The organism is uncultured Friedmanniella sp., from assembly GCF_964244005.1.
Taxonomy (GTDB): domain Bacteria; phylum Actinomycetota; class Actinomycetes; order Propionibacteriales; family Propionibacteriaceae; genus Microlunatus.
In genome coordinates this window covers 197,968-213,322 of record NZ_CAXTHG010000003.1, presented here as the reverse complement: position 1 = coordinate 213,322, position 15,355 = coordinate 197,968, and the positions used below count along the sequence as shown (strand labels likewise).

General features: G+C 70.0%; 11 protein-coding genes. 5 read left to right on the top strand and 6 right to left on the bottom strand.

Annotated features, from left to right (window positions below):
- Positions 1-15 precede the first annotated feature (15 nt).
- From ACFE76_RS03450 to ACFE76_RS03440, 3 genes are all read left to right on the top strand, one after another.
- Complete coding sequence (locus tag ACFE76_RS03450) at positions 16-945, top strand: PKD domain-containing protein (RefSeq protein ID WP_375430348.1); 930 nt, start codon at positions 16-18, stop codon at positions 943-945.
- Between the two features lie 316 nt (positions 946-1,261).
- Complete coding sequence (locus ACFE76_RS03445; RefSeq protein ID WP_375430334.1) at positions 1,262-1,726, top strand: hypothetical protein; 465 nt, start codon at positions 1,262-1,264, stop codon at positions 1,724-1,726.
- Positions 1,727-2,022: 296 nt separating this feature from the next.
- Positions 2,023-4,497 (top strand): right-handed parallel beta-helix repeat-containing protein, encoded by a 2,475-nt coding sequence (locus tag ACFE76_RS03440; RefSeq protein WP_375430333.1) that lies wholly within the window; start codon positions 2,023-2,025, stop codon positions 4,495-4,497.
- A 232-nt stretch (positions 4,498-4,729) separates the two neighbouring features.
- Here ACFE76_RS03440 and ACFE76_RS03435 read toward each other — a convergent pair whose 3' ends face one another.
- Both ACFE76_RS03435 and ACFE76_RS03430 read right to left on the bottom strand, forming a co-directional pair.
- Complete coding sequence (locus ACFE76_RS03435; RefSeq protein WP_375430332.1) at positions 4,730-5,758, bottom strand: nitroreductase family protein; 1,029 nt, start codon at positions 5,756-5,758, stop codon at positions 4,730-4,732.
- Between the two features lie 135 nt (positions 5,759-5,893).
- Positions 5,894-6,937 carry an acyltransferase family protein gene (locus tag ACFE76_RS03430; protein ID WP_375430331.1) on the bottom strand — a complete coding sequence of 348 codons (1,044 nt, stop codon included), beginning with the start codon at positions 6,935-6,937 and terminating at the stop codon, positions 5,894-5,896.
- 245 nt (positions 6,938-7,182) lie between these two features.
- Here ACFE76_RS03430 and ACFE76_RS03425 point away from each other — a divergent pair, with 245 nt between their 5' ends.
- Both ACFE76_RS03425 and ACFE76_RS03420 read left to right on the top strand, forming a co-directional pair.
- Positions 7,183-7,719 (top strand): acyltransferase, encoded by a 537-nt coding sequence (locus tag ACFE76_RS03425; RefSeq protein ID WP_375430330.1) that lies wholly within the window; start codon positions 7,183-7,185, stop codon positions 7,717-7,719.
- A gap of 133 nt (positions 7,720-7,852) precedes the next feature.
- Positions 7,853-8,149: a GIY-YIG nuclease family protein gene (locus ACFE76_RS03420; protein WP_375430329.1), complete on the top strand. Its 297-nt coding sequence runs from the start codon at positions 7,853-7,855 to the stop codon at positions 8,147-8,149.
- 259 nt (positions 8,150-8,408) lie between these two features.
- On the opposite strand, the gene ACFE76_RS03415 is transcribed toward ACFE76_RS03420, so the two are convergent.
- The 4 genes from ACFE76_RS03415 to ACFE76_RS03400 all read right to left on the bottom strand — a co-directional run bounded on the left by ACFE76_RS03415 (position 8,409) and on the right by ACFE76_RS03400 (position 15,345).
- Complete coding sequence (locus ACFE76_RS03415; RefSeq protein WP_375430328.1) at positions 8,409-9,701, bottom strand: hypothetical protein; 1,293 nt, start codon at positions 9,699-9,701, stop codon at positions 8,409-8,411.
- 141 nt (positions 9,702-9,842) lie between these two features.
- Positions 9,843-11,843: a glycosyltransferase gene (locus ACFE76_RS03410; protein WP_375430327.1), complete on the bottom strand. Its 2,001-nt coding sequence runs from the start codon at positions 11,841-11,843 to the stop codon at positions 9,843-9,845.
- Positions 11,840-13,393 carry a lipopolysaccharide biosynthesis protein gene (locus ACFE76_RS03405; RefSeq protein ID WP_375430326.1) on the bottom strand — a complete coding sequence of 518 codons (1,554 nt, stop codon included), beginning with the start codon at positions 13,391-13,393 and terminating at the stop codon, positions 11,840-11,842. The genes ACFE76_RS03410 and ACFE76_RS03405 overlap by 4 nt, the downstream gene beginning before the upstream one ends.
- A gap of 254 nt (positions 13,394-13,647) precedes the next feature.
- Positions 13,648-15,345 carry a sugar transferase gene (locus tag ACFE76_RS03400; protein ID WP_375430325.1) on the bottom strand — a complete coding sequence of 566 codons (1,698 nt, stop codon included), beginning with the start codon at positions 15,343-15,345 and terminating at the stop codon, positions 13,648-13,650.
- Positions 15,346-15,355 lie beyond the last annotated feature (10 nt).

The window sequence follows — 15,355 nt, the reverse complement described above, 5'->3', positions numbered from 1 at the left end:
GGGGCGACGGACTCGGTGACCAGGTCGGTGACCGTGACGGCTCCGGCGCCGGTGAACGTGAAGCCGACGGCGGCGTTCACCTCGACGGCGGCTGACCTGAAGGTCAGTGTCGACGGGTCCACCTCGGCTGACTCGGATGGCACCGTGGCCTCCTACGACTGGACCTACGGTGACGGCGGCACGGGGACGGGGAAGACCGCCTCCCACACCTTCGCGGCGGCCGGTACCTATGACGTGAAGCTGACGGTGACCGACGACGCGGGGGCGACGGACTCGGTGACCAGGTCGGTGACCGTGACGGCTCCGGCGCCGGTGAGCACGGTGGTGGCGTCGGACGGCTTCGGTCGGACCGGTTCGAAGTGGGGGACGGCTGACAAGGGTGGGGCGTGGACCGACTCTGGGGCGACGTACTTCTCGACCAGTGGCGGCAAGGGTCTGCTGGCGGTGACCAAGGCCGGCAGCGGTCCGATCGCCACCTTGAGCTCGGTGTCGGCGCTGGACTCGACCACGACGGCGGAGTTCTCGGTCGACAAGGTCGCCAACGGCTCCGGTCTCTACGTGATCCTGTCCTCGCGCAAGCAGGGCACCTCGGAGTACCGGCTCAAGGCGCGGCTGCTCTCCGACGGCACGGTCCGGCTGGGTACCTCGGTGCTGGTGAACGGCACCGAGACGTCGCTGGGGGAGTCGGCGACGGGACTGACCTACACGGCCGGTCAGGTGTTCAAGATCCGCTTCGACGTGAGCGGTACCGGGACGACCAGACTGCAGGGCAAGATCTGGAAGGCCTCGGCCAGCGAGCCGGTCACGGCTCAGGCCACGGCGACCAACACCGCAGCCGGTCTGCAGTCCGCGGGTGCGGTCGCGGTCCAGGGCTACCTGAGTGCCAGCTCGACGAGCATCCCGGTCACCCTGTCGTTCGACAACCTGGTCGTGACCCGCAACTGAGCCTCGCCCTTGTCCTCCCACCCGGCGGGCCGTGCCCCACAGCACGCCGCCGGGTGGGAGGATCAGGTTCTGACCTCGGGGGGCACGACAGGAGAGGCCAGTAATGGGACGCGGAGCACGCGAGCTCGAGACGGATCGACCGATGGCCGACGGCCGGTCGGGCAGCTCTTGGTCCGCACGTTCGGCGGCGGTCTCGCTAGCCGCTCTGTTGGTCGGCGGACTGCTCCTGACCGGCTGCACCAGCAGCGACACGCCTGCGCCCACGTCCACGTCCGCGGCTACGTCGAGCAGTCCCCCACCGGTCACCGCAACCCCGGTGTCCACGCCGGTCCAGGCCCCCACCCCAGGGTCGACCGAGGCCAGTGTGCCCAGCCAGAAGATCACCAAGCGCAAGGCCGTCACGCTCGACGGCCGCGGGACGGCCGCCGACGACGTCACGGTCACGTTGACCAAGGTCGCGGCGATCACGGCGAAAGCGGTCGGACCCGGCGAGGTGTCGGGGCCTGGCCTGGCCGTGACCGTCGCCGTCAAGAACGGCACCAGTCAGCCGGTCGATCTCGGCTCGGCGGTGGTCAACGCCACCGCCTCGGACGACACCCCTGCCGCCGCGATGACGGGGAAGCCCGCCCGCCCCTTGAAGGGCTCGGTCGAGCCCGGGGCGACGGCCTCGGGGGTATACGTCTTCACTCTCGCCGAGGGCCGCCGTGACCCCGTCACCGTGGAGGTCACGGTCACGTCCGCAGGCCCCGTCGTGGTCTTCCGCGGTCGCGCCGCGTCCTGAGGACCGCTGCGCAGGACGGCCGGCACCGCTGAGATCGAGCGCGGTATGACCAAGATCACGCCCCGCCGACGTAACGGTTCTGTGGCGTACAGCACGTTGAGGCGAGCCCTGATGCCTCGTCCAGGGCGTCCGGCTGGCCCGTAACCCCTGACCAACAGCGGTTCTCCGTGATCGTTCGGTGGCCGGATTGTGATGATTCCGTGATTTTTTCCTGAGGTCAGCTTGTGCCATGCTTCGTCGGCAACGATTGCACAACAATCCACAGCCATTGCCCCCGACTGCAGGAGTGCCCCACCATGCCATCGTTCTTTCTTGGCGCGCGTCCACGCTGGGCGGGGCCGGTCGCCGCACTGGCGTCGACCCTCCTCGCCTCTATCGCCCTCGCCGCTGCCCCGACGGCCGCATCAGCGGCCACCACCGTCGTCACCGACGGCTTCGACCGTGGCGTCACGACCGGCTGGGGCGCCGCGCCGACCGGCGGCAGCTGGGCGGTCCGGGGCGGTAAGCCCTCGGTGAGCGGCGGGATCGGCATCGTCTCCGGCGTCACCGCCACCCACTCGTTCCGCGCCGTCCTGAAGTCGACCAAGGTGGCTGACGTCACCACCCGCGCCACCTTCGTGGTGCCGACCGGGAAGCAGGTCTACTACGCCTCCGAGGCGCGCCGGCAGACCAACGACACCTCCTACGGCAGCCGGGCCCGGATCGACGGCAACCGCAAGCTGCACGTCGAGGTCGTTCGCTACTCCGGCGGTACCGCCACGATCCTGGCGCAGAAGCTGCTGTCGACGGTGTCGGCCGGCCAGGTCGTCAGCGTCGAGCTGTCGGTCTCGGGCAGCTCGAGGGTCTCCGTCCGCGGCAAGGCCTACGTCAGCGGCACGCTCGCCCCGGACTGGCAGGCCAACGCCACCGACACCTCGAGCAGCCGCATCTCCGCCGCCGGCTCGATCGCGGTCTCCGGCTACGTCGGACCGGGCAACAGCGCCCAGAAGTTCTCGACCACCTCCCTGGTGGCGACCGCGGGTGGCGCAGCCGCCGCGCCGACGACCCCGGCCACCCCCGCCACCCCGACGCCTGCCCCGACCTCCGCCCCGGCGACCACGAGCCACGGCGCCGCGACGATCGGCACCACGGGCTACGCGGTGCCGAGCAACGCCGTCTTCGTGTCCGCCTCAGGCAGCGACAGCTCGGCGGGCTCCAAGGCAGCCCCGGTCAAGACCGTCACCAGGGCGATCTCCAAGACGGCCGGCGGCGGCACCGTCGTGATCCGCGGCGGCAGCTACCACGAGTACTTCATCGTGCCGCCGGGGAAGAACATCACCATCCAGAGCTATCCGGGTGAGGCCGTCTGGTTTGACGGTGCGAGCACGGTGAGCGGCTTCCAGGCCTCGGGCAGCGCTTGGCGCCTCAACAACTGGACCAGTCTCTTCGACGCGAGCCCCACGTACACCAAGGGCGCACCGGACGGTACCGCGGTCGGCTGGTCGTTCCTCGACCCGGCCTACCCGATGGCCGCCCACCCCGACGCGGTCTGGATCGACGGCGCCGAGCAGAAGCAGGTCGGCGCCCTCAGCCAGGTCAAGGCCGGCACCTTCTACGTCGACACCAGCGGCAAGCGGCTCTACCTCGGCACGAACCCCTCGGGCAGGTCCGTGGCGGCCAGCACCCTCAGCCAGGCGGTCTCGCTGCGCGCTCCGGGGACGACGATCCGGGGCATCGGCTTCCGCCGCTACGCCGACTCGGTGCCGCAGCAGGGGGTGATCACGACCTACTACCCCAACCAGCACCTGGAGAACGTCGAGGTGCGGGACAGCGCCACGGCCGGCATCGGGATCTTCGACACCGGCAGCACGCTGAAGAACGTCACGATCAGCGGCAGCGGTCAGATCGGCCTGCAAGCCAACAAGGCCGACAACCTCGTGGTCGACAACGTCGCGATCCGCAACAGCAACGACCAGCACTTCAACGCAGCCCCCAGCGCCGGTGGGCTGAAGGTGACCACCACCCGCGGCTTCACGCTGCAGAACAGCGAGATCAGCGGAACGTTCGGCAACCAGTTCTGGGCCGACCAGTCGATGTACGGGGTCAACCTGCTGAACAACACGATCACCGGCGGTAGCCGCTGGGGCGTGGTGCTGGAGATCTCCTCCACCGCCACCATCGCCAACAACGTGATCAGCGGGAACGCCTACGACGGCCTGATCATCTCCGACACCGACAACGTCCAGGTCTGGAACAACACGATCGTCAGCAACGGCCGGGCCGCGATCGCGGTGGTGCAGGACAGCCGCCGGATCACGCAGCTGAACGTGGCCGGACACGACAACCGGCGTGCTCAGCCCGACCGGTCGATGCCCTGGATCAGCAGGAACATCTCCGTCGGGAACAACATCCTCTCCGGCGGTACGGCGGACAAGTCGAGCATCTTCCACGTCGAGGGCTACGACCGCGTCTACTCCGGTGAACAGATGGTGACCTACTCCAACGGCAACGTCTTCAGCCGGGTCGCGACCGGGACACCGAAGTACGCGGCCGTCTGGGGCAACGCCGGGGCGTACGCAACGACCTACGGCACGCTCGCCGACTACCAGAAGGGAACGGGCCGGGACGGCTCCAGCTACTCCCACGTCGCCGCCGCCGCGGTGAACAGCGCCTTCCAGCCGGTGTCAGCGATCTCGAGTCGCGATTCCACGGTGGCTCAGGCCCTGCCCTCGGGGGTCGCCACGAAGATCGGCAAGACCACCGGAGCCAAGCACCTGGGCGCCTGGCGCTAGTTCGTAGTTCGACGACAGGCCCAGGGACGCTGTCCCTGGGCCTGTCGCTGTTCTGTGGGAGCGGGCAGTAGAAACGCGCCCTGGTGTTGTGAGAGCGGGCGGAACCGAGAACGCGCCCTGAGCTTGTCGAAGGCCTCGAAGAGGTTGCGCTGGCTGTAGGAATGAGTTGCCGCAACCCCTTCGGGGCCCTCGACGGGCTCGGGGCGCGTTGCTGGGCTCTGCGCGCCGGAGACTAGCGAAGCTCGAGCACCTCGTTGAGCGGCAGCCGGTTGGAGGTGGCGACGGTGTAGCTGTCCTTCAGCACGCCGAAGCCGATCAGCATGATCACCACCGACTCCGACGGGAGCTGGGCGACCGTGCGGAGCCGACGGTCGATCTCGGGCGGCTTGCTCCAGTTGAGGCAGACGGTGCCCAGGCCGCGGGCGTGCAGCCCGAGCAGGAAGCTCATCGCGAACAGGCCGCCGTCGGTCCAGGCCTGGTTGCGTTCCCCGGCGGCCCAGAAGTTCCGCAGGTCGCTCGTGATGATGGCCAGTCCGCCCAGCTCGCTGCCGAAGCCGCGTGCCCCACCCTGGATCTCGAGGATCTTCGCGATCTCGTCCTTGTCGGTGTAGACGTAGATCCGGTTGTACTGACGGTTGCAGACCGCCGGGGCGCGTTGGGCGGCTGCGGCAGCAAACTCGATGTCGGCGACGTCGACCGGGGCCTCGCTGTACTGGCGGACCGAGGATCGGGAGCTGAAGAAGTCCAGCCCGATCGCGCTCACCGCCTGCTCGATCTCTGACCGCTGCACCTGGCGGACGCCGGCCACGCCGGACTGGGTGGCCAGGTGCTGCTCCGCCTGCAGGAGCAGCTCGGCGATCGCGGCCCCGTGCGGGGTCTCCGCCCCGGCGGCGGTGTTGAAGTCGGCGTAGGAGCGCAGCACGAGCAGAGGCGTGGTGACCCAGGCGTCGTAGCCGTACGCCGCGACGTAGGTCCGCAGCAGGCTGACCAGGGTCCCCACCGGCTTTTCGCCGAAGCCCGGCCGCGGGCTCGACAGCGACAGTCCCTTTTCGAGGTTGTGGTAGGTCGCGGTGATCTTCGAACGCAGGTTTGCCTGGGAACCAAAGGGGCCGTTCGAGGAGGAATGCTCGAGATAACGGCGGAAGTCGTAGGCGAACGCGGGCACGAGCTCGCGGAGCGTGTGCTGCATGCGCAGCGCTCGGACACGGGCTCGAAGTACCGGCTGGGGGACCAGCTGGCCGACCTTCTGCTTGACCGTCACTGCGGCTCCTCGGTGCTCTTTCGGTGAGCGACGCGCGCCCCGGTGCGCAGCCTGCGAATACGCTGGTCCGCCCTTTCCGGGCGGTCCGTCGCGCAGGCAACTATAGCGTCGCGGGCCCCCAGGGCCGACCGATCCTCAGCCGGTGGCCACGCTCGCGCGGTCGACCGGCTTGGCCGTACGTCCCTTCAGGCGCAGTGCGGGCTTCTCGATCCCGAACCAGCTCGCGGCCGCGAACGGCAGGGTCAGGGCGAGCGAGGCGACGGCGAAGAGGAACACCCCGAGGCTGGCTGCGCCCACGAGCGCCAAGGCCTGCTGCAGCGGGAAGGCGTAGATGTAGGTGCCGTAGGAGAGGTCTTGACGGAAGCGGAGCCGGGGGTGCCGACCGAGGGCGCCCACGCTCAGCAGGAAGTAGGCGAGCGGCAGCGCGGCGACCACCCGGTAGTCGGGCAGCAGGCACGCCGCCAGCACGAGCACGGCCGCAAGGGCGAGGAGCGGGCCGCGGACGGGGAGCCGGTCGCGGTAGTGGTAGACCACCGCGCCGGCGACGAACGGCAGCCCGAAGCGGGAGCCGAGGGTCAGCCAGTAGTTGTCGACCGGGCCGTAGGCCGTGGCCAGGGTGGTCAGCGTGAGCGCGACGAACGCGACCGGGATGGTGAACCGACGCTCCAGCAGCCGGGTCAGGCCCAGCGCCAGCACCGCGAGATAGCAGAGGAACTCCCAGAACAGCGTCCACATGGAGCCGTTCCAGACCCCGGGGAACGGCACGTCGGCCGGGGTGCCGGCGATGTCGTACTGCGCGACCCAGAGCCCGGCGTTGCGGCCGACGTAGGACACCGAGTCGCGCCAGTAGCGCGCACCCAGCCCGTCCCCGGAGAGCAGCAGGGCCAGCGGAGCGATCACCACGGCCGTGACCAGCAGGGAGGCCCAGAAGCCCGGAAAGATCCGCAGCGCCCGCGCCCGCAGGAAGGTGACCGTCCGCGGTGCCCGTACCCAGCTCGAGACGATCAGGAAGCCCGAGATCGTGAAGAAGCCGTCGACGCCGACGTGGCTGAGCAGCTGGCGCAGCGGGTCGAACGCGATGTCGCGGCCGGTGATCGGAAAGGAGTGCCACCCGATGACCGAGATCGCCAACAGCAGCCGCAGCGCGTTCAGCGCATTCTGTCGAGGGTCGAAAACCACGCTAAACGCGTCTCGGGCGGTTTCTCGCGCAGCTCCGGATATCTGTCCCTCGGCCCGGTCGGAGCCGGCAAACACATCGCGGATGGACACAGCTCGACCTTCGATCGCCGACGGGAGAACACTCACCGGTGAGGTTGGGAGTGCATAGCGTAACCGCCAGTGCGCCTGTCGCGGACGCCTTCGAGCATTAGACTTCGGGCTCTATCGACGACCTGGCTTCTGTTTCGAGCAAGGAGTTCCCCCCTGTGTCTCGTGTTCGTTCGCTGCGGCGGCATTTCTGGAGCTATCTCCGCGGAGTCCTTCGCGGGCACCCCGGCGCGCGGATCGAGCGCAGCGTCCGGCTCAGCGGGCCCGGCCACTTTGATCTGCAGCGTGGCTGCACGATCTCTCGCGGCGCCCAGATCTGGGTGGGCGAGGGCGCGACGCTCTCGGTGGCCAAGGGCGCCAAGATCGGTCCCAAGACCAAGGTCAACGTCGGGGCCGGGATGACGATCGGCCACGACGTCCGCATCTCCTGGGAGGTGCAGCTGCTCGACACCGACTTTCACTGGACGGCGTCACCGTCAGGCCGGGTCCGGCCGCACAAGGCGCCGATCGTGATCGAGCCGAAGGTGCTCGTGGGCACCCGGTCGCTGGTGCTGAAGGGCGTCACCATCGGACGGGGGGCCGTGGTCGGCGCCGGCTCGGTCGTCCGGCGTGACGTCGCCCCGGACACCATCGTCGCCGGCAACCCGGCCGAGCCCATCGGCGCCGTCTCCGACTGGGGCAGCGCCCCCGACTGAGGAGTGGGAACGCGTCCCGAGCTTGTCGAGGGCACCGAAAGGGTTGCGCTGGGTCTTGTCCACAGGCCGCCTCGTCGTCCACAGCTTGTCATCCGAGCAGCACGAACAGGGACGACATCCGGAAGATCCTGGTGTGCCCTTCACCTACATGCTCATCTGCGTTGACGGCTCGCTTTACGTCGGCAGTACGCGCGACCTCGACGAACGGATGGCCCAACATCACCAGGGGTCTGCGGGTGCTTGCACGAGCTCACGACGACCGGTGACGCTCGTGTGGGCCCACGAGAGCGATCGGGTCGATGAGGCATGGGCGCTCGAGGTGAAGATCAAAGGCTGGGCCAGAGCCAAGAAGCTCGCTCTGATCGAGGGCCGGTTCGCCGACCTGCCCGGACTTTCGAGGAGCCGCCGCGTTGCGAAGAAGTTCTACTGAGGTCAGAACTGCTGTGACACGACGAGCCTGTCCCCAGGCGGAGAGCCAGACAACGCGTCCTGAGCTTGTCGAGGGCCCCGAAGGGGTTGCGCGTCCTGTTTCTGCTGGCCCAATCCATGCGTGTGGATCAGAAGGCGCAACCCCTTCGGGGCCCTCGACAAGCTCGGGGCGCGTTGCTGGGTTCGCATCTTCGTCTCAACGTGCTCGGGGCGCGTTGCTGGGCTCGCATCTCCCTCTCAACGGGCTCGGGGTGCGTTGGTCAGGCGGCGGAGCTGACGAGGGCGGCGCCGACCGGAAGTGGCTTCGGGGTCGAGCGGCGGCCGGCGGTGGTGTTCGCCAGCACCTGGGTGCTGACGGCCAGACCGGCTGCGAACCAGAAGACGGCTGCGTACTGGGTAATGAAAGCCACGGTCACCAGCGCGGGCGACTGCGCCAGCACGGCGATCACTGCGGGCGTTGCCCGGCGCCGGAGCAGGTAGCCGGCCGCGACGACCAGCATCAGCAGCACCAGCACCGACGGGATCCAGCCGAAGGTCAGGCCGAAGAGCAGCAGGGCGTTGTCCACCGAGCCGAACTCGCCGATGGAGACCTGGGCGTTGGTCGAGACGGTGAAGTTGGCCGCGAGCCCGAGCGGGCGGATGTAGCCGATCAGCTGCAACAGCTCCGAGCGGTAGAGCGCGCTGCCCTCGGCCTCGTCCCCAGAGGCGAGGAAGACGTCCTGGATGGTGATGAAGACAGCGGCGGCGGCGGCCAGGGCGGCGATCAGCATCGTGGTGCGATAGCGGCGGCTCAGCGGCTCGCGGAGGAACAGGCACGCCAGCACGATCCCGAGGCCGGCGGTGATCATGCCGGTGCGGCTGAAGCTGACGACGGCGCCGCCGACGATCAGGCCCAGCATCGCTGTCCTCAGCCACGGCCGGAAGCGGCTGCCCATCGTCATCGCCGCGGCCACCCCCAGCGAGCTGCCGAGCGCGATCGAGTGCCCGAAGGCCCCCTCGGCGCGCAGGATCGTCCCGCGCGGCTGCAGACCGCCCCACAGCGCGTAGCTGGCGGTGTTGTTGGCGAGCAGCGTGGTGAACGGGTTGGTCCCGAGCGCGAACTCAGCCAAGGCGAGCGCCGCGACGACCGAGAAGAAGACGGCGATCGCGGAGTAGATCCAACGCGGATCAAGGACCGCGGTGACGATCCGACCGAGGAGGAACGCGCTGCCCCAGTTCACGACGAGGTCGAAGGTGCCGCTGCGGGTGGTCAGGCCAACGGCGTACTCGGCGACGACGACTATGGCGACCGCGACGAAGATCCCGTCCGCCACCGACCAGCGTACCCGCGAGACCGTCGGCAGCAGGCTGATCGCAGCGAGCAGGCTGACGATGACGAACGCGGGGAAGTAGGCCACCACGGTCTGACCGATCCAGATCGGTACGAAGCAGATGACGAAGAGCCAGACGAAGACGGCCACCTTGGGGGAGCGGCGCAGACCGGCGAACACGATCAGCAGGACGAGCAGCGCGGCGACCGCCTGCAGCCCGGTGCTGAGCGTCGCGGCGCTCACCGGCATCCTCCGGCGCTCAGCACAGGCCCGTTCCCGGCGGCGTCAGGCAGCGAGGGGGGCACCATGCCGCGGGCCTCCTTCTCGGAGCAGCGATTCGGGTGGCTGGGAATCGAGCCCGCAGCGGCGCGAGCTCGGCTCACTCTAGACGCTTCGGCGGTGGCTGAGCAGGTCGACGGCGCGGCGGTACGCCTGCAGGTGCAGCTCGGCGGCGGTCGTCCAGTCCCGGGCCGACAGGTCCGGACGACCCGGGGCCGCTGCGGCGACCGTCGCCAACGTGCTCGTCAGGGCGGCTGCGTCCAGCGCCGAAGCGTAGGTGTGCACCCAGCCGGGGCCGACCTCCGCGGCGAGCTGGGCGTTCACCTCGTTCTCGGGCACCAGGACGGGCCGGTCGAGGGAGAGCGCGGCGAGCACCCCGCCCGAGTTGTGCATCTCGCGGTAGGGCAGCACGACGAGCTGAGCGGCCGATGCCGCAGCCACCAGCTCGGCGTCGGTCAGGAACTCCAGGTGCGTAGCGACCCGCGGGTCGGGCTCGGCCAGCGCGGTCAGCTCGGCCCGCAGCTCGGCCGTCGAGGGCTTTCCGCCGACGAAGAGGCTCAGGCTGGGGTCGGCGGTGGCGCGGAAGGCCGAGATCAAGGTGTCGACCGCCTTGTAGCGGCGGATCAGGCCGAAGTAGGCGACCCGGCCGGGCACCTGCTCGGGGCGGGGGAAGTCGGCGAACCAGTCGCGGTAGTGCCCGTGCACGATGGTCTCGTACGGGCGGTCGAGCCGCGCGCCGCTGGTGTTGATCCGGATCAGCAGCGTGGTCCGGCGCTGGAACCAGCGCAGCAGCACGACCTCGCGCCGGCTGATGCCCGAGGGCAGCTCGAGGTTGTGCAGCGTCCGGACGATCGCCGTGCCCCGCAGCTGCAGCCGCAGCAGGAACAGCACGAACATCAGCTGGCGCAGCACCTTCTTCACCGGCGTCGCCCCGTCGACCAGGATCTCCGGCCAGTGCGCGTGGAAGACGTCGTAGTCGCCCGTCAGCGCCCGCCGCCAGCTGAACGTATCCAACGTGACGTCTGGGTGGGTGTCCAGCGCCTGCCGCAGCATCCAGATGTAGGGGTTCGTCGTCGGTCGTGGGTCCGGGAACGACTGCAGCACCCGGACCGGACGCGCCGGCCCGGCCGACCGTTCCCGGAGCTCGTCGCCGGCCGACCGGCGGACCTGACGCATCAGCCGTAGGCCGTCGACGGTGCCGGTGACCATGGCCCGCCAGGGGGCGAAGGAGGACAACAGCTGGCGCCGGCCGCCGCGGAGCACGATGTCGTACGCCTCCGGCAGGGCCGTGCGCACCCACCGGCGGCGGTCCGCCGGCTCAAGGTGGTGCGCGGCGAACAGCAGCCGGTTGCGGATGTTGTAGTAGTAGTACGTGGCCGACCGGGCACGGCTGCCGCCCTCACCCTGGGTGCCGCCCTCGTCGTGCACCGCGGTGGCCTCGCGCACGACCAGCAGCGTGGCCCCGGCTTCCCGCGCTCGCCACGACAGGTCGACGTCCTCCCAGTAGAGGAAGTACCGGTCGTCGAAGCCGCCGATCGCCTCCCAGAGCCCACGGCTGACCAGCAGGCAGGCGCCGCTCAGCCACATCTCGACCCGGGGTGCCGCCTCGGTCGCCCGCTTGCGGGTCGCCCGCATCCGGCCGGAACCGAGGTACAGGTCGGTGCCGTCGGACCAGATCCGGCCGTCGGTAGCGGTGACGACCGGGGCCGCCAGCACCATCGGGTCGGCGGCGACGACCTCCCGCAGCCGGCGCAGGCTCGCTCTGTCGATCCGGGCGTCGGGGTTCAGCAGCAGCAGCTGCTCAGCACCCGCCGCCAGGGCGGCCTCGACGCCGAGGTTCATCCCGACACCGAAGCCGACGTTGGTCGGCGAGGGGACGAGCAGCCAGCCCTGCTGGGCGGCGAGCTCCCGGACCGCCGTCAGCTCGGCGTCGGTGGTGAAGTTGTCGACCACGACCACCGAGAGGTCGGGCGTCTGCTCCGCCACCGCGCCCAGGTTGGTCCGCAGCAGCGCGACCGAGCCGTAGTTGACCACGACCACCGCGCACCGGGGCAGGTCGGCCGAGCTCGGCTCCCCGACCGGCGACGCCCCCGGTTGCGACGTCATGCGCGCTTCCGCTGCAGACCCTTGCGGACGATCTCGAGCACGCCGTTGACCTCGCGACGGTAGACCGGGATGACCAGGTAGGCCAGCACGTAGACCACTGCGGCCGCCAGCACGCCGGCGGGCAGCTGGGCCCAACGGCCCCAGGGTTCGGCCAGCTCCGAGCCGGCGTACGACCCGACCGCGAGCAGGGCGGTGAGCACGCTGATCCGGCCCGCGCCGGCGAACAGCGGCCGGACGTTGACGAAGGTCTTGCGCGACAGCCACCAGAAGGACAGCGGCCAGGCGAGCGCCGGGGCCAGCGCGTAGCCCCAGGCCACCCCGATCACGCCCCAGTGGCTGCCGATCAGGATGCAGGCGACCTTGATCGAGACTGAGATCAGCGTGTACTGCAACAGCTCCTTGGTCAGGCCGTGCGCGAGGTAGATCCACATCCCGACGTAGGCGAGGCTCTGGAACGTGCCCGCGGCGGCCATCAGCCGCAGGATCGGCTCGACCGAGAGCCACTGGCGACCGAGGAAGATCGACGTGATGGGCTCGGCGGCGCCGATCACCACGCCGAGACTGGCGACCAGGGTGAGCCCGAGGGCGGCCTGACCGCGCTGGATGTAGGTGTTCGACCCCTCGTGGTCGGAGCGCAGCCGCGAGAGCACGGGCAGCGCCACCTTGGTCGTGGGCGCTCGCAGCTGGCCCAGCGGCGTCATCAGCAGCTGGAACGCCCGGTTGTACAGACCCAGCGAGTTGGCCCCGAACCGGGTGCCGATGGTGAGCGAGTCGACGTTGTTGGCCAAGTAGCCGACGAACAGCGACCCCGCCAGCTGCCAGCCGAACGTGAAGAGCTCTTTCATCGGCGCCCGCCGGGGCAGCCGAGGGATCCAGCGGGCCGAGCTGCCGTTACCGATCAGCAGGACGAGCGACAGCGTCAGCTGCTGCACGGCCAGGGCCCAGTAGCCGGCGCCGTTCAGGGCCGACACGATCGCCACCGCGAGGGCGACGGCCGGACCGACGATCTCGACCGTAGCCAGCTTGGTGAACTTCAGCCGCCGGGTGAGGTCGGCCCGGTACTGGGTCCCCATCCCGTTGAGCACGAACACGAAGGCGAGGACGTGGGTCAGGCCGATCAGCTCGGGCCGACCGTAGAGCACGGCGATCAGCGGAGCCGTGAAGAAGGTCAGCAGCGTGAAGGCGGCACCGGCGCCGGTGTTGATCCAGAACAGGTTGTCGCGTTGGGCGCGGGAGAGGGTCTTGGCCTGGATGGCGGCCGTCGACAGCCCGAAGTCACGGAAGATCTCCGCGACCCCGATGATCGCGGTCACCATCGCCACCAGCCCGTAGTCGCCGGGGCTGAGCAACCGCGCCAGGATGACCACGCCGACGACCTGCAGCATGATTTTGACGCCTTGGGCGGCGACGGTGACCATCGCGCCCCGGGCCGCCTGGCGGCCGAGCGAGCTGCGCTGGTCGGACTTGCCCTGGTCGATGCGGTCCCCGCCGACGTCAGGTTCGCCGGGCGGCGGAACGGGCGCGACGGGCGTGACCGGCTCCGTCGTCACGACCGACGCGCCGTAACGGCGGATGCCGAGCTGACCAGTGCTGCTACCCCGCGTGCTGCTACCCCGAGTGCTGTTTCCCCGAGTGCTGTCTCCCCGAGTTCAGGGGACCGGGACCCGGTCCGACCATGAGCTCTCATTCTCGTCCTGTTCTGCCTGGTGGCCGCCCACGGTACGCCGTCCGAGCGCGGTCGGTTGTCCGTTCTGACGTGCGTGATCGGGGCGTGACCCGGTGGTGGAAGCGGTGCTGGTCAGGCTCAGAAGGCTCCGCGACGAGCGACCACCGCGAAGAAGGTCTTCCACAGGATCAGCAGGTCGAGGGTGAGCGTCCAGTTCTCGACGTAACGCAGGTCGAGCCGGACGGTCTCCTCCCAGCTGAGCAGCGAGCGACCGCTCACCTGCCACAGGCCGGTGAGCCCGGGGGTCACCAGCAGCCGGCGCCGGGCGTGGTCCTCGTAGCCGTCCACCTCCGACTGCAGCGGCGGCCGAGGGCCGACCAGCGACATCGATCCGGCGAGCACGTTGAACAGCTGCGGCAGCTCGTCGAGGGAGAAGCGACGCAGGAAGCGTCCGACCCGGGTGACCCGGGGGTCGTCCTCCATCTTGAACATCGTGCCCATGGTCGGGTTCGCGGCCCGCAGCTCGGCCAGCCGCGCCTCGGCGTCGGTGTGCATCGAGCGGAACTTGAACATGGTGAAGGTCGAGCCGTCCAGGCCGACGCGGGTCTGGCGGAAGATCACCGGACCGCCGTCCTGCAGCTTGACCGCCACGGCGAGGCCCGCCAGCACCGGCGAGATGACCAGCAGGCCAAGCCCGGTGAGGATGAGGTCGGTGGCCCGCTTGACGAAGCGGCGCCAGCCGGTGAAGTGCGGCTGCTCGACGTGCAGCAGGGGCAGGCCGACGTACGGGCGGATGTGCATCCGCGGGCCGGCCACCTCGACCAGGCCGGGGTGCACGAGCAGCTCGACGCCGGCGCCCTCGAGCGCCCAGGAGAGCTCGCGCAGGTAGTTGTGGCGGGTCGCGTCACTGCCGGTGACGGCGATCGAGTCGGCGCCGTAGCTGCGGATCAGGTCGGGGACCTGGTCGAGGTCGCCGATCACGGCCAGGCCGGCGTCGCGGGCCCGGGCCACGTCGGCGTGGGGCACGCAGACCCCGATGACCTGGATGCCGGCGTTCTGCTCGCGGGTCAGGACGGTGGTCAGGTCGAGGGCGGCGTACGCGCTGCCGACCACGATCACGCGGCGGACGTTGCGACCGGCCCGTTGCCGGCGGTGCAGGGCGCGGCGGGCGACGAAGCGCACGACCATGCTGCCGAAGCCGGCCACCGGCACGGCGATCACCGAGGTGGCGACGACGCCGAGGCTGTGGGTGATCGCGGCGGGGAAGGCCCCGACCGCGACGGCGAAGACGACCGCCCGCATCACGGCGCGCAGCTCGTCGTCGCCGACCCCGATGCTGTTGCGCTCGTAGCCGCGGCTGATCGCGATCGCCACGGGCCAGGCCGCGCCGGCGCCGAGCACCAGCGCCACCATCTTGTGCTGGTCAAAGGGGATGTTGGAGAGCGGGACCGCGATCAGGACGGCGAGCATGCCGACGGCGACGTCCCAGACGGCGACCGAGGTGGTGTAGCGGCGCGACCAGGCAGCGAGTCCCGGGACGCGGGGCGGTACGGGCGGGGCGACGACCTCGGTCGCCCGCTCACGGCTGGTGGACTCACCGGCCGTGTCGGCCGGGCGGCGCAGCGTCCGGTCCAGCGACCGGGTGTCCGGGCTGAGGTCGTTCGAGCCGTGCGTCTGCCGCTCGAGCTGGGCGTCACGGTGGTCCGACGCGGTCGAGGCGTCAGGAGCACGCCGCTCGACGGAGCTGTCGCGCTCCTCGGACGGAGAACCGTCGTGGACGCGCGCTCGCTCCTGCTCGGCGCCGGTCGGCGCGGTGAAAAACTCAGGTGATGCCATGTGTCAGTAC